The organism is Agromyces sp. NPDC056389, assembly GCF_042262385.1.
Classification (GTDB): domain Bacteria; phylum Actinomycetota; class Actinomycetes; order Actinomycetales; family Microbacteriaceae; genus Agromyces.
The window spans coordinates 198,243-213,266 of sequence record NZ_JBHJPN010000001.1; the positions used below are offsets into that span (position 1 = coordinate 198,243).

The window sequence follows — 15,024 nt, forward strand, 5'->3', positions numbered from 1 at the left end:
TCCACCCGTGAAGCATCCGCGAGCGCAACCGCGGAGCGCGTCGCCTTCGAGGTGGAGACCGAGATCCCGACCGCGCACGGGCCGTTCCGCTTCCGTGCGTATCGCGATCGGGTGACGGGCGACGAGCACCTCGCGATCGTCTCGCTCGCGCCGGTGACGCAGGGCGCCCTCGTGCGCGTGCACTCCGAGTGCCTGACGGGCGAGGTGTTCTCCTCCGAGAAGTGCGAGTGCGGCCCGCAGCTCGATGCTGCGCTCGAGCAGATCGCCGGTGGCGGAGTCGTCGTGTACCTTCGCGGGCACGAGGGGCGGGGCATCGGTCTCGTCGCCAAGCTCAAGGCCTATCGCCTGCAGCAGTCGGGGCTCGACACGCTCGACGCGAACCTCGCGCTCGGTCTGCCCGCCGACGATCGCGAGTACGTCGCCGCCGCGGCGATCCTCGGCGATCTCGGACTGCATTCGGTGCGGCTGCTCACGAACAATCCCGACAAGATCACCCAGCTGACCCGTCACGGCATCGATGTCGTCGAGCGGGTGCCGCTCGTGACCGGTGCGGTCCCGGCGAACCTGGACTACCTGCGCGCCAAGCGCGATCGCATGGGGCACCTGCTGCCCGCCGACACCTGATCGACGCGGGCGCGGCGTCGAGCCGCGACGCCCTGCGCTCCGAAGGTAGGCTGAGCGGGTGACCGCCACCCTCGCCGACCTCCTGACGACGATCGAACGTCTCTGGCCGATCGCGGGCGCGGAGGCGTGGGATTCGTCCGGACTCGTGTCCGGCGATCCGGCCGCGCCGGTGCAGCGAGTGCTCCTCACGGTCGACGCCGTCGCAGAGACCGTCGACGAGGCGATCGCCGAAGGCGCCGATCTCGTCATCGCCCATCACCCCCTGCTGCTGCGCGGGGTCACCTCGGTCGCCGAAGACCGCTACAAGGGCTCCCTGATCACGCGATTGATCCGTGCCGAGTGCGCGCTCGTCACTGCGCACACGAATGCGGATGTCGTCGCCGATGGCACCTCGGCGGTCCTCGCCGATCGGCTCGGGCTCGTCGAGACGACGCCAATCCAACCGTCGAGCGATCCGTCGCTCGGGATCGGCCGTGTCGGCCGCCTGCCCGAGCCCACGACCGTCGGCCGCCTCGCCCGGGCCCTCGCGGACATCCTCCCCGCGACGGCGACCGGCGTTCGCGTCTCCGGCGGCTTCGACGACCCCGTCGTGACCGTCGCGGTCTGCGGCGGCGCCGGGGATTCGCTGCTCGGCGACGCTGCCGTGCGCGGCGCGGACGCGTACATCACGGCCGACCTCCGCCATCACCCTGCGTCCGAGGCACGCGAGCAGGCGAAGCTCACGGGGGGCCCGGCCCTGCTCGACGTCTCGCACTGGGCGAGCGAATGGCTGTGGCTCGACGTCGCTGCCGCGCAGCTGCGCGCCGCCCACCCCGAGCTCACCGTCGTCGTCTCCGAGCTCCGCACCGATCCCTGGGACTTCCAGATCGTGCAGTGAACTGCGACCCCCCGACCACCGTCCTCACCGACGACCCGATCCCACGAGGAGCACCACGTGAAGGCCAGCCCCGCTGAACAGGAACAACTGCTGCGGCTCCAGTCGCTCGACACCCGCCTCGCGCAGCTCGCGCACAAGCTCGGCTCGCTGCCCCAAGCCGGGCCGCTCGCAGAATTCGCGGCGCGTGACCAGGCCGTGCGCAGCACGCGCGCTGAAGCGCTCGGCGCGCTCGAAGACGCCCGCGTCGAGCTCAAGCGCCTCGAATCCGATGTCGCGATCGTCGAGGCGCGCATCGCGCGCGACAGCGAGCGCCTGCAGCACACCTCGTCGGTGAAGGATGTCTCGGCCCTCGAGTCCGAGCTCGTCTCGCTCCGGCGTCGCCTGAACGACCTCGAAGAGCAGGAGCTCGTCGTCATGGAGCGCGTCGAGGAGGCCGACGTGGCCGTCTCGAGCATCGACCTGCAGCGCGAGGCGATCGTCACCGAGGTGGCGGCGCTCGAGGCGGAGCGAGACGAAGCTGCAGGCGACCTCGGAGTCCAGCGCGAGCAGACCGAGCGTGATCGCGCCGTCGTGGCCGAGGGCGTCGCCGAGCCGCTGCTCGCGTTCTACGAGCAGCGACGCGTGCGCGGCGGGGGAGTCGGAGCGGCCCTGCTGCGAGCACGCACCTGCGGTGGCTGCGGCATCACGCTCACCGGATCCGACCTCGAGTCGGTGCGTCGTGCAGCGCCCGACGAGGTCGTCCTGTGTCCCGAGTGCGACCGGATCCTGGTGCGCACCGACGAGTCGGGCCTCTGAGCCGCGCTCTGAACCGACCGCCCGCGATCAGGCTCCGGATGCCGCGGCGAACCGGGCCGGGTCGCCGACGGTAGACTCGAACCGCGAGTGGGTCGGCAAGACGGTCGCGTCGCACGGTTTTGGCCGTGCGCCGAGGAACGTCCGGGCTCCACAGGGCAGGACGGTGGGTAACACCCACCCGGGGCAACCCGCGAGACAGTGCCACAGAAAGCAGACCGCCCGGTGCGCAAGCGCCGGGTAAGGGTGAAACGGTGGGGTAAGAGCCCACCAGCGGCCGCGGTGACGCGGTCGGCTCGGTAAACCTCGTCCGGAGCAAGGTCAGACAGGGAACGATGGGGCTGCCCGTCCCGTTCCCGGGTAGACCGCTGGAGGGCTGCGGCAACGTAGTCCCGAGAGAGATGGCCGTCCAGCCGGTGTCGCGAAAGCGCCCGGTGAACAGAACCCGGCGTATCAGCCGGCCCATTCGCACCTTCCGCCACTCCCGCAGCCTCAGCTCCAGAACTCGGCGAATCGCTCGGCGAGGGCTCGGCCCTGGTCGTAGCCTCCCAGCGCTGCGGGCCGACGCGTCGACGGGTCCAGCGCATTCGCGTTGAACACGTCTCCCGCGCCGGCATCCGGGAACACGGCCTCGACCAGGCTGCCCCCCGCACGCAGTTCCTCGACCTGCGTGGCGAGATCCATGCCCCATTCGAGCGGGGTGCGCGAACGGCCGCCGAACGGTTCCAGCACCACCACGCGCTCGTGTCCGGCCGCCAGGTCGGCGTTCGAGCTGCGTCGATAGCCGCCGTTGAGGTACCGCTTCGCTCCGATGCGGTAGGGGATCATCGCCGAGGTGCTGGCCGCAACGGCATCGACCAGACCCACTCCACTGCGGCGGTCGAACACGACCGGCTCCCCGGTGCTGGCATCGACTGCCGGAATGAACACGGGCTGCGCCGGCCAGTCATGGCTGGGGAGCCGGGCTGCGACGATGTCGTGCCAGCGGGACGCATCCGTGTCGTCCGAGGTGTCCAGTTCGAGCGCCGCGGCGCCCATCCGACGGCGCATGTCGGGTGCATCCGCAGCGGCATCGATGATCCGGTCGGACCATTCCATGTAGTTCGGCCCCGAGAAGGTCGGGCCGCGTCTCCGCCCGGTTCCGCCGGCAGCTGCCTGCGGCCGAGGCGCCTCGGCGAGGATGGCGGCGTAGAGGTCGGCCGGCCGCGTGCCGCTCGTGATCTGAGCGGCCACGGTCGATCCTGCCGACGTGCCGATGATGAGATCGGCCGCGGTGAGATCGACACCGCCGTCGCAGAGACCGGCGATGAGACCGAGCTGCCAGGCGTTTCCCGCAGCCCCGGCGCCGGCGAGCACCAGGGCTCGCGTGTTCGAGTTGTTCGTCGTCGTGTTCATGGGAGTCGCCTTTCGCGATTGCGTGTGCGGCGCTCCCGGTTGCGACTACGTGGGTCGCGCGATCGCGGACGGCGGGGGAGCACCCATTGCGGATACTGCGTTCATGGGTCTCACCTCCAACTGGTCGATCACGATCACCGGCACGTTAGCACGCTCGGCGGCGAACCGTTCGAAATGCGATCGAGGGCGCGGAATCCCTGGTGCCGCCGCGCCCGAGCAGGATTAGACTCCCCGTCCATGGACATGCTGAAGGGCGATCAGATCGCCGCGGCCGACCTGACCGACTGGCGCAAGCTCGCCCAGGGACTGCATGCCAGGTACCTCGTCGACGATTTCGGCACCGGCGCGCGGTTCGTCCTCGCGGTAGGCGAGGCGGGTGACGCGTTCGGCCACCACCCGAGAGTGTCGATCGGCAACGGGTTCGTCGATCTCGAGTTGGTCAGCGACGACGCCGTCTACCGCGACGGCGAGGGCACCGAATACGTCGTCGAATGGGTGACGCAGCAGGACGTCGACCTCGCGCGACGCATCACCTCGATCGCTGCCGACCGTGGGCTCGCCGCCGACCCTGCCTCGGTCAGCGAGATCGAGCTCGGCCTCGACACCGCTCGCTCAGCGACGATCGCCCCGGTGTGGGCAGCCCTCCTGACTGGGAGCGCCGAGTCCCAGGGCCGCGGGGTGCCCAGCGACGAGATCCGGGATGCCACGGGGCGGGTGCCGAACCTGTGGTTCGAGGAGGCCGACGGGCATGAGACCCCGCAGCGGTTCCACCTCGAGGTCTACGTCGCGCCCGAGGTGGCCGAGGAACGGATCGCCGCCGCCCTCGCTGCGGGCGGAACCGTCATCGACGACAGCGACGCGCCAGGGCTCACGGTGATCGCCGACCACGACGGCAACCGGGGAGTCGTCTGCGTCGACGCATCCGCCGCGAAGAAGGAGTGATCCGCCGACGCGCGATCTAGTGCACTGCGAGCGACGCGGCGCCGAGGATGCCCGCGTTGTTGCGGTGCGTCGCAGGCACGATCGGCGTCTTCAGGTCGAGCAGCGGCAGGAACTGCGCGTGATGCTTCGAGACCCCGCCGCCGACCACGAAGAGGTCGGGCGAGAAGATGAACTCGACGTGGGCGTAGAACCGCTGCAGCCGGCTCGCCCATTCGGGCCAGTCGAGCGCCTCCCGCTCCATCGCCGAGTAGGCGGCGTTCTTCTCGGCTTCGCGGCCGTCGAGTTCGATGTGCCCGAGCTCCGTGTTCGGCACGAGCACGCCGTCGTAGAGGAACGCTGAGCCGATGCCCGTGCCGAGCGTCGTCAGGATGACGAGGCCCTCCGCACCCTGTGCGGCGCCGTAGCGGGCCTCGGCGTAGCCGGCGGCATCCGCATCGTTGATGAAGTGGATCTCGCGACCGAAGGCGTTCTCGAAGAGCTCCTCGGCGGGCAGGCCGATCCACTCCTTCGAGATGTTCGCGGCCGAGAGCGTACGGCCGTGCTTGACGATGGCGGGGAAGCACAGGCCCAGCGGGAGCGCGTCGCCGAACTCGTCGGAGAAGCCGTCGAGCAGTTCAGCGGTCGCGGCCAGGATGTCGGCCGGTCGGCCGCCCTCGGGTGTCGCGACCTTGCGCCGCTCGGAGACGAGCCGCCCGGTGCCGAGGTCGACGACCGCACCCTTGATGCCGGTGCCGCCGATGTCGATTCCGATCGCGTGCTGTGTCGCCATAGCCGCCACACTATCGCGGGGCGTTCGGGCGGCGTTCAGGGAAGGGTCAGGATCTCGGCGCCGCGTTCGGTGACGACGAGCGTGTGCTCGAACTGCGCGGTGAGCGAGCGATCGCGCGTCACGATCGTCCAGTCGTCGGCCCAGACATCCCATTCGATGCCGCCGCCGAGCGTGAGCATCGGCTCGATCGTGAAGATCATGCCCGGCTCCATCACGGTGTCGTATTCGGGAGCGTCGTAGTGGGGGATGATCAGCCCCGAGTGGAACGCGCGCCCGACCCCGTGGCCGGTGTAGTCGCGCACGACGCCATAGCCGAACCGCTTCGCATACGCCTCGATCGCCCGGCCGATCACGTTGACCTCGCGGCCGGGAGCGACCGCACGGATGCCACGGCGCAGCGCCTCACGCGTGCACTCGACGAGTTGCGTCGCCGCCTCGCTCGCCTCACCGACCAGGAACGTGTGGTTGAGGTCGCCGTGGTAGCCGTCGAGGAAGGCCGTGACGTCGATGTTGACGAGATCGCCGTCGGCGAGCACGGTGTCGTCGGGGATGCCGTGGCAGATGACCTCGTTGACCGAGGTGCACGACGACTTCGGGAAGCCGCGGTAGCCGAGCGTCGACGGGTAGGCGCCGTGCGCGACCACGTACTCGTGCGCGATGCGGTCGAGTTCGTCGGTCGTGACGCCGGGACGGATCGCGGCGGCGGCCGCCTCGATCGCACCGGCCGCGACACGCCCGGCCGCTCGAACGAGCTCGACTTCCTCCGGCGTGTACCGATCGCCGCCGGTGTACGGCGCCGGCGCACGCTTGCCGACGTACTCCGGGCGCGGGATCGAGGCGGGCACCGCGCGAAGCGGCGACAGACGGCCGGGAATCAGGTGGCCTGAGGCGTCCTTGGGCATAGGATCAGCCTATGGCCGAGGATGTCGAGCACATGTTCTGGTACAACCTGAACACCGGTGAGGTGGAGCAGGGATTCGTGTCGCCGTCGGTCGATCGGGTGGGGCCCTTCGAGACCCGCTCCGAGGCCGAGCGGGCGCTCGAGATCCTGCGTGCGAACAGCGCCAAGTGGGCTGAAGAAGAGGCCGCCGAAGATTGAGCCGAGGCCGTCTTCGGCGACCCGCTACTCGTAGGAGTGCTCGGAGTTCGGGTAGACGCCCGCTTCGACGTCGGCGCGCCATTCCTTCGCGGCGGCGCTGAGGATGCCGGAGAGGTCGGCGTACTGCTTCACGAACTTCGGCACTCGGCCGATCGTGAGGCCCGCCCAGTCGGTCCAGACGAGCAGCTGCCCGTCGGTGTCGGGGCCGGCGCCGACGCTGATCGTCGGGATGTCGAGGAGTTCGGTGACCTGCCGCGCGGCATCCGCCGGCACCATCTCGAGCACGACGGCGAACGCACCGGCGTCCTGCACGGCCTTGGCATCGGCGAGGAGGCGCTTCACGCCCTCGCCGCGGCCCTGGATGACGTGGCCGCCGAGTCCGTGCTCGCTCTGCGGCGTGTAACCGATGTGCGCCATCACCGGGATGCCGGCGGCCACGATGCGGCGGATCTGCTTGTGGCTGCGCTCACCGCCCTCGAGCTTCACGGCGTGCGCTCCGGTCTCCTTCATGAACCGAACGGCCGTGTGGAGTGCATCTTCGGGGCCGTTCTCGTAGGACCCGAACGGCATGTCGGCGACCACGAAGGCGCGCTTGACCGCACCGGCGACCGCGCGAGTAAGGGGGATCAGCTCATCGACCGTGACGGGCAGCGTGGTCTCGTAGCCGAAGACGTTGTTGCCGGCCGAGTCGCCGACGAGCAGGAAGTCGATGCCCGCCTCGTCGAAGATGCGAGCCGTGAGCTGGTCGTAGCTCGTGAGTCCCGTGATCTTGATGCCGTCGCGCTTCGCGTTCTGGAAGTGTCGGGTTCGCACGCGCTTCGGCCCTCCGCTTGCGGCGGCACCACCGTAGGGGTTCTGCTCGGTGACGGCCGACGTGTCGGATGCTGCGTTCTGGGGCTCGCCTGACATGGGGCAAGTCTGGCACACGCGACATCCGTCACCGCCTCGCGGGCGCGCGCGGGCCGGCACCGCGAGCCAGTACGCTGAGAGGTGCGAGAGAGGGTGTGGATGGATAAGCAGCGCGACTTCGTTCTTCGCACGATCGAGGAGCGAGGGGTCAAGTTCGTCAGGCTCTGGTTCACCGACGTGGTCGGAACCCTGAAGTCGGTGGCGATCGCTCCGGCCGAGGTCGAGGGAGCGTTCACCGAGGGCATCGGCTTCGACGGCTCGGCGATCGAGGGGCTCAGCCGCACCTTCGAGTCCGACCTGCTCGCCTACCCCGATCCCACGACGTTCCAGACCTTGCCGTGGCGCGGAGACATCGACCCCACCGCGCGCATGTTCTGCGACATCACGACGCCCGACGGCGAGCCCGCGGTCTCCGACCCTCGCAACGTGCTGAAGCGCACCCTCGCGCGTGCGGCCGATCGCGGCTTCACCTTCTACACGCACCCCGAGATCGAGTTCTACCTGCTCAAGTCGTCGAAGTACGGCCCGTCGGGTCCCGAGCCCGTCGACTCGGCCGGCTACTTCGACAACGTGCCGGGCGGCACCGCCCACGACTTCCGTCGCCGATCGGTGCGCATGCTCGAAGACCTCGGCATCTCGGTCGAGTTCAGCCACCACGAGGCGGGCCCGGGCCAGAACGAGATCGACCTGCGGTACGCCGACGCGCTGACCACCGCCGACAACATCATGACGTTCCGCACCGTCATCAAGGAGGTCGCGATCGAGCAGGGCGTCTACGCGACGTTCATGCCGAAGCCGTTCGCCGGGCAGCCCGGTAGCGGCATGCACACGCACATGTCGCTGTTCGAGGGCGATGCCAACGCCTTCTACGAGGCCGGCGCTCAGTACCAGCTCTCGAAGGTCGGCCGGCAGTTCATCGCCGGGCTGCTGACGCATGCTCCCGAGATCACCGCCGTCACCAACCAGTTCGTGAACTCGTACAAGCGACTGTGGGGCGGAGTCGGGCCCGACAAGCTCGCCGAGGCGCCCAGCTTCGTCTGCTGGGGGCACAACAATCGATCCGCGCTCGTGCGTGTGCCGCTCTACAAGCCCGGCAAGGGGCAGAGCGCTCGAGTCGAGTACCGGGCGATCGACTCCGCGGCGAACCCGTACCTCGCGTTCTCGCTGCTCCTGGCTGCGGGCATGAAGGGCATCGAAGAGGGGTACGAGCTCCCGCCCGAGGCCGAAGACGACGTGTGGGCGCTGACCGATCGCGAGCGACGGGCACTCGGCTACGACCCGCTGCCCGCGAGCCTCGATCACGCGGTGCAGCTCATGGAGGAATCGGAGCTCGTCGCCGAGACGCTCGGCGAGCAGGTGTTCAACTACGTGCTCGCGAACAAGCGAGCCGAGTGGCGCGACTACCGCTCGGAGGTCACGCCGTTCGAGTTGCAGCGCAACCTCGAGATCCTCTGACGCACGGATGTCTCGTCAGGCCCCCACGCTCGGAAGAGTCGCTCGTGCGGGCTTCGTCGAACTGAGCGGCTCTTCGGTGGCGCTCGAATCGCTGTCGACGGAGACCGGCATCGAGTTCGACTCGCTCCTCGACGTCTTCGCTCAGGCAGCTGACCCCGACGAGGCGCTCGCGGCCGTCACACGTCTCCACGAGCAGGCGCCGATCGAGCTCGCAGGCGTGCTCGAACACGAGAACGCGGCAGCGCGCCTGGTGCGACTCGTCGGGGCATCGCGGGGCTTCGCCGACTTCCTGCTGCGGCATCCGTCGGATCTCGCGATCTTCGCGCAGGTGCCGGTCGCCCCGCCGAGTGTCGCAGAGGCACGCGCGTCGCTGCTCGCAGCGCTCGACGAGGTCTCGGCCGCACCTGCCGATCTGCCCGAAGCTGCGGCCAGGGCGATCCGCATCCGGTACCGCCGGCTCCTCGCCGACATCGCCGTGTACGACCTCACCCGAGCCGACGCGGTCGACGTCGTCGACGTGGTCGCAGCGGGCCTGGCCGACCTGGCCGGCGCAACGCTCGACGCGGCGCTCGTGGCCGCTCGTCGTGTGGTCGGGCGAGAGCCGGGGGAGCCGGCCTCACCCGGTCGCTATCCGGTCGCCGAAGTCGAGGCGACGCGGCTCGCGGTCATCGGCATGGGCAAGGCGGGGGCCCGCGAGCTGAACTACGTGAGCGACGTCGACGTCATCTTCGTCGCCGAGTCCGCCGACGAAGACGTGGTCTCCACTCCGCGGGCGCTCGACATCGCGACCCGACTCGCCATGCTGACGATGCGCATCATCGGCGAACCCGGCATCGAGCCGCCGCTCTGGGAGGTCGATCCGAACCTCCGCCCGGAAGGCAAGGACGGCGCACTCGTGCGCACCCTCGAATCGCACCTGCAGTACTACGACCGTTGGGCGAAGAGCTGGGAGTTCCAGGCGCTGCTGAAGGCACGACCGATCGCCGGCGACCTCGAGCTCGGCGGCCGGTACATCGCCGGGGTCGCGCCGAAGGTGTGGTCGAGTTCGAGTCGCGAGGGCTTCGTCGAGTCTGTGCAGGGCATGCGCGAACGGGTCACCGAGCACATCCCCGCCGACGAGGTCGACGTGCAGATCAAGCTCGGGCCGGGCGGCATCCGCGACATCGAGTTCACCGTGCAGCTGCTGCAACTCGTGCACGGCGCCTCCGACGACGGCATCCACCAGCGCGGAACCCTCCCGGCGCTCGCAGCACTCGCCGAACTCGGCTACGTGGGCCGCGAGGAGGCGGCCGAGTTCGCGCGCGACTATCGGGTGCTTCGCGTGCTCGAACACCGGGTCCAGCTCGAGCGCTTGCGCCGAACGCACCTGATGCCGCGCGACGAGCACCGGCTCCGCGTGCTCGCCCGTGCCTCCGGACTCGGCCGCACCGCAGACGAGCTCACCGCTGTCTGGCAGAGCACGCGCCAGCGGGTGCGCGGGCTGCATGAACGGCTCTTCTACCGGCCGCTGCTGTCGGCCGTGGCGGCGCTGCCGGCGTCCGGTCTCGGCCTCACGAGCGCACAGGCCGAAGCGCGTCTCGCGGCCATCGGCTTCCGCGACCCCCGCGGTGCACTCGCGCACATCGCCGCGCTCACCACCGGCGTCTCGCGGCGTGCTCAGATCCAGCGCACCCTCATGCCGGTGCTCATCTCGTGGTTCGCCGACGGCACCGACCCCGACTTCGGGCTGCTCTCCTTCCGGCGCCTCAGCGACACGCTCGGCACCACTCACTGGTACCTGCGGCTGCTTCGCGACTCCTCCGACGCGGCACTGCGATTGACGCGCGTGCTCTCGGGCTCGCGCTTCGCCGCCGAACTGCTCGAGCGGAGCCCAGAATCGGTCGCGTGGCTCGAAGACCTCGACGAGCTGCGACCTCGGTCGATCGCGGCGCTCGAAGACGAGGGCAGAGCGGTGCTCCGTCGTCACGAGGAGCCCGACGTCGCGGCCAAGATCTTCCGCGCCATCCGTCGCCGCGAGGTGCTGCGACTCGCGCTGTCGGGCATTCTCGACGTCTGCGCCGTCGAAGAGCTCGGCCACGCCCTCAGCGACGTCACCGAGAACCACATCGCCGCACTCGTCGCCGCGATCCGCGGCGGCGAGCCGGACGGCATCGAGTTCGCGGTCATCGGCATGGGCCGCTTCGGCGGCCGCGAGCTCGGCATCGGATCCGACGCCGACATCATCTACGTGTACCGGGCGACGGATGCCGCAGCAGACGCCGCCCATTCGCGCGCGCTGCGCATCGTGGCGGAGCTCGTACGCCTCAGCGAAGACGCCCGGCTGCCGTTCGACCTCGACGCAGACCTGCGACCAGAGGGTCGCAATGGCGTCGTCGCCCGCTCGCTCGACGCCTATCGCGCGTACTACGCGAGATGGTCCCTGACGTGGGAGGCCCAGGCACTGCTGCGCGCACGCGGGGTCGCGGGCGATCACGTGCTCATCGACGAGTTCACCGAACTCGCCGACACCGTGCGCTATCCCGAGGCGATCAGCGAGCGCGACGTGCGCGAGGTCAAGCGCATCAAGGCTCGCGTCGAGAACGAGCGGTTGCCCCAGGGCGCCGACCCGAACCGGCACCTGAAGCTCGGCCGCGGCTCGCTCTCCGACGTCGAGTGGTTCGTGCAGCTCATCCAGTTGCAGCACGCAGCAGCAGTGCCCGCGCTGCGCACGACGTCGACGCTCGACGCGCTTGCTGCGGCGGTCGAGCACGGTCTGGTCGATGCATCCGACGCCGAGACGCTGCGCGCGGCCTGGGTCTTCGCGTCACGTGCCCGCTCGGCGCTCACGCTCTGGCTCGACCGCACGACCGACGTGCTGCCCGTCGAGCGCTCGCAGCTCGAGGGCGTCGCCCGCATCATGGGCTACCCGCCCGGCTCGGCGACGCAGCTCGAGCAGGACTACCTGCACGTCACACGCCGTGCACGAGCCGTCTTCGATCGCGGCTTCTACGGGGTCGAGCCGCGCCGCGAACCGTCCATCGGCTGAACGCGCGACGTCCGGTCGACCGACCCGAGATCTCGGCGACCCGAATCGTCGTACCGCCGTGAAACGACGGATGGGCCCGCCCCGCCGAAGCGGTGCGGGCCCATCCAGGCCGGATCCTACGACTGCAGGGGGGATGCAGGCTCGGATCCTGGGGACTGCAGAGGGGGCTGCAGGATCAGACGCCGTAGTAGAGCTCGAACTCGAACGGGTGAGGGCGCTGAGCGAGGGGCTTCAGCTCCTTCTCGCGCTTGTAGTCGATCCAGGTCTCAATGAGTTCCTTGGTGAACACGCCGCCTTCGAGGAGGAAGTCGTGGTCGGCCTCGAGCGCGTCGAGCGCTGCGTCGAGCGAACCCGGCAGCTGCGGGATGGCTTTGGCCTCCTCGGGCGGGAGCTCGTAGAGGTCCTTGTCGACGGGCTCGTGGGGCTCGATGCGGTTCTTGATGCCGTCGAGGCCGGCCATGAGCTGTGCGGCGAAGGCGAGGTACGGGTTGCTCGCGCCATCGGGCACGCGGAACTCGATGCGCTTCGCCTTCGGGTTGGTTCCGGTGATCGGGATGCGGATGCACGCCGAGCGGTTGCCGGCCGAGTACACGAGGTTGACGGGAGCCTCGAAGCCGGGAACGAGGCGACGGAAGGAGTTGACGCTCGGGTTGGTGAAGGCGAGCACGGCCGGAGCGTGCTTCAGCAGGCCGCCGATGTACCAGCGCGCGAGGTCGGAGAGTCCGCCGTAGCCCGCCTCGTCGTAGAACAGCGGCTTGCCGTCGTTCCAGAGTGACTGGTGGGTGTGCATGCCCGAGCCGTTGTCGCCGAAGAGCGGCTTCGGCATGAACGTCGCCGTCTTGCCCCACTGATCTGCGGTGTTCTTCACGATGTACTTGAACTTCAGGATGTCGTCGGCCGCGTGCACCATCGTGTCGAAGCGGTAGTTGATCTCCTGCTGTCCGCCGGTGCCCACCTCGTGGTGCGAGCGCTCGAGCTGGAAACCCGCCTCGATGAGCTTGAGCGAGATGTCGTCGCGCAGGTCCGCCGTCTTGTCGACCGGGCTGACCGGGAAGTAGCCGCCCTTGAACGGGGTCTTGTTGGCGAGGTTGCCGCCCTCCTCCTTGCGGCCGCTGTTCCAGGCGCCCTCTTCGGAGTCGACCGAGTAGAAGCTCGAGTGCTGGTTCACCTCGTAACGCACGTCGTCGAAGATGTAGAACTCGGCCTCGGGGGCGAAGTACGCGGTGTCGGCGATGCCGGTCGACGCGAGGTACTTCTCGGCCTTCTTGGCAACCTGGCGCGGGTCCTTCGAGTAGATCTCGCCGTTGCGCGGGTTGTAGATGTCGAAGACCATGACGAGCGTGCGCTCGGCGCGGAACTGGTCGACGTACGCGGTCGTCACGTCGGGGATGAGCTGCATGTCGGACTCGTGGATGTTCGCGAAGCCACGGATCGAGGAGCCGTCGAACAGCTGGCCGACGGTGAAGAACTCTTCATCGACAGTGGAGGCCGGGATGTTGAAGTGCTGCTGCACGCCCGGAAGGTCGGTGAAGCGGATGTCGAGGAACTTGACATCCGTCTCCTTGATGAACTTGAGAACTTCGGACGAATCGCTGAACATGTTTGCGCAGTCTCCAAGAGGACTAGAACCGGACGGACTTTCACAGCCGGTAGTGACGCTAGCCGGGTGCCGTTTCCCTGCCATGACCGGAATGTTTCGGCCATGTTACGCCCAGCGCCACTCGGTAGACTCATTCGGTGCCTGACGCGAAACCCCAGACCTTCGGAGACCTCGAACCGAGCCGGTGGCCGGGGGAGCGCCTCGGACTGCCGAGCGAAGGGCGCGGTTCGGTGGCTCGCGCCGGTCGGCGTCTCGCCGCGCTGCTCGTCGACTGGGCGAGCGCGATGCTCATCTCGCTGCTCTTCACGCCGTACGAGTCCGTCGCCTACACCTGGGTGACTCCGCTCGTGTTCGCCGTGCTGCAGATCGTCTTCATCCCGACCATCGGCGGAAGCCTCGGGCACCGCCTGCTCGGCATGCGGGTCATTCCGCTCGATGGCGGCTGGGTCGGCCCTTGGCGCCCCGTGGTGCGTACCGCACTCCTCCTGATCGTGGTTCCGGCGCTCGTCTGGGACTCGGACCAGCGCGGCTTCCACGACAAGGTCGCCGGCACGGTGCTCATCCGCTACTAGGCGGGGTCGGGTCAGCTCCCTCGCAGGCTCCGCAGATCGCGAGCGGCGCGACGGTGCCGCCGCGCAAGACGAGCACGACCTGCGTGTTGACGCCCTCTGCCGTGCCGACGGGGCGGCTCGCCGAGTCGGATGCGTCGGCCGTCTGCGGAAACGAGAACGCGGCCCCCGTCATGACGGAGGCCGCGTTCGTGCCGTTCAGTGCCGGGTCAGCGCATCTTGCCTCGCTGCGGCCGCGCCTTCATCGGGTCGATGCCCTTCGGGATCGGCAGCGAGGACTGCAGCGAGTTGAGGCGGTTGGAGACCGCCAGCACCTCGGGCTTGGTGAGCGCCTTCTTCGTCTTGCGCAGCGTCACCGGGAGCTTGTGGAGCGCGATCGAGCCCTCGTCGTCGCCGACCGAGATCTGCGTGACCGGCACGTTCGGAAGGATTCGGGTGACCTTGCGCTGCTCGTCGTCGAGCATGCGCTTCGTGCGCGAGACGGGGCCCTCGCTGATGAGCGCGACGCCGCCGCGGCCGACGGCGCGGTAGACGGCGTCTTGCGTCTTGCCGTTCACGGCGACGGGCATCTCGTTGCCCATCCAGCCGCCGCGGAGGCCGCTGCGGAGCACGGCGCCCACGGCGCCGGGCTGGCCCTCGATCTGGGAGTACGCGGCGCGCTCGGCGCGACGGCCGAGGATCACGAGTGCGATGAGCAGACCCGCGAGCACGCCGGCGACGACCCAGAGGGCGATCGTGAAGCCGTTGCCCTCGCTCAGCCAGAGCGCCAGGCCCAGGCCCACCAGCACGGGGGCGAGGAAACCGAGGAGCATCAGCCACTGCGCGGTGGAATCGTAGCGGCGGGTCATCTGGAAGACCTGCCACATCTGCTTCATGCGGCCGGGCTCCTTCTGAGCCTTCGATGCGTCCTTGGTGCGTGCCATGTTCTCAAGGATACCGGCGCGGAGGGCCGTCTCGGACCGCGATCT

14 protein-coding genes, 1 other RNA gene and 1 pseudogene are annotated in these 15,024 nt (G+C 69.2%); 9 read left to right on the forward strand and 7 right to left on the reverse strand.

Annotated elements, in window-relative coordinates:
• Nucleotides 1-12: 12 nt before the first annotated feature.
• From ribA to rnpB, 4 genes and pseudogenes are all read left to right on the forward strand, one after another.
• A pseudogene (gene ribA / locus ACFCVM_RS00955) lies at nt 13-624 on the forward strand (GTP cyclohydrolase II); the annotation flags it as partial.
• 58 nt (nt 625-682) lie between these two features.
• Nucleotides 683-1,501 (forward strand): Nif3-like dinuclear metal center hexameric protein, encoded by an 819-nt coding sequence (locus tag ACFCVM_RS00960; RefSeq protein WP_375832793.1) that lies wholly within the window; start codon nt 683-685, stop codon nt 1,499-1,501.
• Between the two features lie 57 nt (nt 1,502-1,558).
• Nucleotides 1,559-2,296: a zinc ribbon domain-containing protein gene (locus ACFCVM_RS00965; protein WP_375832795.1), complete on the forward strand. Its 738-nt coding sequence runs from the start codon at nt 1,559-1,561 to the stop codon at nt 2,294-2,296.
• Nucleotides 2,297-2,384: 88 nt separating this feature from the next.
• An RNA gene (gene rnpB, locus ACFCVM_RS00970) (RNase P RNA component class A) lies at nt 2,385-2,762 on the forward strand.
• A 23-nt stretch (nt 2,763-2,785) separates the two neighbouring features.
• Here the strand turns inward: rnpB and ACFCVM_RS00975 are convergent.
• Nucleotides 2,786-3,688, reverse strand: coding sequence for a patatin-like phospholipase family protein (locus ACFCVM_RS00975; protein ID WP_375832797.1), 903 nt, complete (start codon nt 3,686-3,688; stop codon nt 2,786-2,788).
• A 237-nt stretch (nt 3,689-3,925) separates the two neighbouring features.
• Between ACFCVM_RS00975 and ACFCVM_RS00980 the strand changes: the two genes are divergently transcribed.
• The gene (locus tag ACFCVM_RS00980; protein ID WP_375832799.1) at nt 3,926-4,630 is read left to right on the forward strand and encodes a VOC family protein; all 705 of its coding nucleotides are present in this window, start codon (nt 3,926-3,928) and stop codon (nt 4,628-4,630) included.
• Between the two features lie 16 nt (nt 4,631-4,646).
• Here the strand turns inward: ACFCVM_RS00980 and ppgK are convergent, their stop codons facing one another.
• Entirely contained in the window at nt 4,647-5,399 is a 753-nt protein-coding gene (ppgK, locus tag ACFCVM_RS00985) for a polyphosphate--glucose phosphotransferase (RefSeq protein WP_375832801.1), read from the reverse strand.
• A 35-nt stretch (nt 5,400-5,434) separates the two neighbouring features.
• The gene (map, locus tag ACFCVM_RS00990; protein WP_375832803.1) at nt 5,435-6,301 is read right to left on the reverse strand and encodes a type I methionyl aminopeptidase; all 867 of its coding nucleotides are present in this window, start codon (nt 6,299-6,301) and stop codon (nt 5,435-5,437) included.
• A gap of 11 nt (nt 6,302-6,312) precedes the next feature.
• Between map and ACFCVM_RS00995 the strand changes: the two genes are divergently transcribed.
• The gene (locus ACFCVM_RS00995; protein ID WP_375832805.1) at nt 6,313-6,498 is read left to right on the forward strand and encodes an SPOR domain-containing protein; all 186 of its coding nucleotides are present in this window, start codon (nt 6,313-6,315) and stop codon (nt 6,496-6,498) included.
• A 24-nt stretch (nt 6,499-6,522) separates the two neighbouring features.
• Here the strand turns inward: ACFCVM_RS00995 and panB are convergent, their stop codons facing one another.
• Nucleotides 6,523-7,407 carry a 3-methyl-2-oxobutanoate hydroxymethyltransferase gene (gene panB, locus ACFCVM_RS01000; protein WP_375832807.1) on the reverse strand — a complete coding sequence of 295 codons (885 nt, stop codon included), beginning with the start codon at nt 7,405-7,407 and terminating at the stop codon, nt 6,523-6,525.
• A 99-nt stretch (nt 7,408-7,506) separates the two neighbouring features.
• On the opposite strand from panB, the gene ACFCVM_RS01005 reads away from it, so the two are divergent.
• Together ACFCVM_RS01005 and ACFCVM_RS01010 are read left to right on the forward strand one after the other, a co-directional pair.
• Nucleotides 7,507-8,862, forward strand: a complete 1,356-nt coding sequence (locus ACFCVM_RS01005) for a glutamine synthetase family protein (RefSeq protein WP_375832809.1) — start codon at nt 7,507-7,509, stop codon at nt 8,860-8,862.
• Between the two features lie 7 nt (nt 8,863-8,869).
• Complete coding sequence (locus ACFCVM_RS01010) at nt 8,870-11,887, forward strand: bifunctional [glutamine synthetase] adenylyltransferase/[glutamine synthetase]-adenylyl-L-tyrosine phosphorylase (protein ID WP_375832811.1); 3,018 nt, start codon at nt 8,870-8,872, stop codon at nt 11,885-11,887.
• Between the two features lie 175 nt (nt 11,888-12,062).
• On the opposite strand, the gene glnA is transcribed toward ACFCVM_RS01010, so the two are convergent.
• Entirely contained in the window at nt 12,063-13,487 is a 1,425-nt protein-coding gene (gene glnA / locus ACFCVM_RS01015) for a type I glutamate--ammonia ligase (RefSeq protein WP_375832813.1), read from the reverse strand.
• A 137-nt stretch (nt 13,488-13,624) separates the two neighbouring features.
• Between glnA and ACFCVM_RS01020 the strand changes: the two genes are divergently transcribed.
• Entirely contained in the window at nt 13,625-14,059 is a 435-nt protein-coding gene (locus ACFCVM_RS01020) for an RDD family protein (protein ID WP_375832815.1), read from the forward strand.
• Here the strand turns inward: ACFCVM_RS01020 and ACFCVM_RS01025 are convergent.
• Both ACFCVM_RS01025 and ACFCVM_RS01030 read right to left on the reverse strand, forming a co-directional pair.
• The gene (locus tag ACFCVM_RS01025) at nt 14,046-14,231 is read right to left on the reverse strand and encodes a hypothetical protein (RefSeq protein ID WP_375832817.1); all 186 of its coding nucleotides are present in this window, start codon (nt 14,229-14,231) and stop codon (nt 14,046-14,048) included. The genes ACFCVM_RS01020 and ACFCVM_RS01025 overlap by 14 nt on opposite strands.
• Before the next feature lie 34 nt (nt 14,232-14,265).
• Nucleotides 14,266-14,979 carry a DUF4191 domain-containing protein gene (locus tag ACFCVM_RS01030; RefSeq protein WP_375832819.1) on the reverse strand — a complete coding sequence of 238 codons (714 nt, stop codon included), beginning with the start codon at nt 14,977-14,979 and terminating at the stop codon, nt 14,266-14,268.
• Nucleotides 14,980-15,024 lie beyond the last annotated feature (45 nt).

Coding starts and splice junctions, on each gene's coding strand:
- ACFCVM_RS00975 (WP_375832797.1), bottom strand. CDS start 3,688: ATGAACACGACGACGAACAACTCGAACACGCGAGCCCTGGTGCTCGCC.
- ACFCVM_RS00980 (WP_375832799.1), top strand. CDS start 3,926: ATGGACATGCTGAAGGGCGATCAGATCGCCGCGGCCGACCTGACCGAC.
- ppgK (WP_375832801.1), bottom strand. CDS start 5,399: ATGGCGACACAGCACGCGATCGGAATCGACATCGGCGGCACCGGCATC.
- map (WP_375832803.1), bottom strand. CDS start 6,301: ATGCCCAAGGACGCCTCAGGCCACCTGATTCCCGGCCGTCTGTCGCCG.
- ACFCVM_RS00995 (WP_375832805.1), top strand. CDS start 6,313: ATGGCCGAGGATGTCGAGCACATGTTCTGGTACAACCTGAACACCGGT.
- panB (WP_375832807.1), bottom strand. CDS start 7,407: ATGTCAGGCGAGCCCCAGAACGCAGCATCCGACACGTCGGCCGTCACC.
- ACFCVM_RS01005 (WP_375832809.1), top strand. CDS start 7,507: ATGGATAAGCAGCGCGACTTCGTTCTTCGCACGATCGAGGAGCGAGGG.
- ACFCVM_RS01010 (WP_375832811.1), top strand. CDS start 8,870: ATGTCTCGTCAGGCCCCCACGCTCGGAAGAGTCGCTCGTGCGGGCTTC.
- glnA (WP_375832813.1), bottom strand. CDS start 13,487: ATGTTCAGCGATTCGTCCGAAGTTCTCAAGTTCATCAAGGAGACGGAT.
- ACFCVM_RS01025 (WP_375832817.1), bottom strand. CDS start 14,231: ATGACGGGGGCCGCGTTCTCGTTTCCGCAGACGGCCGACGCATCCGAC.
- ACFCVM_RS01030 (WP_375832819.1), bottom strand. CDS start 14,979: ATGGCACGCACCAAGGACGCATCGAAGGCTCAGAAGGAGCCCGGCCGC.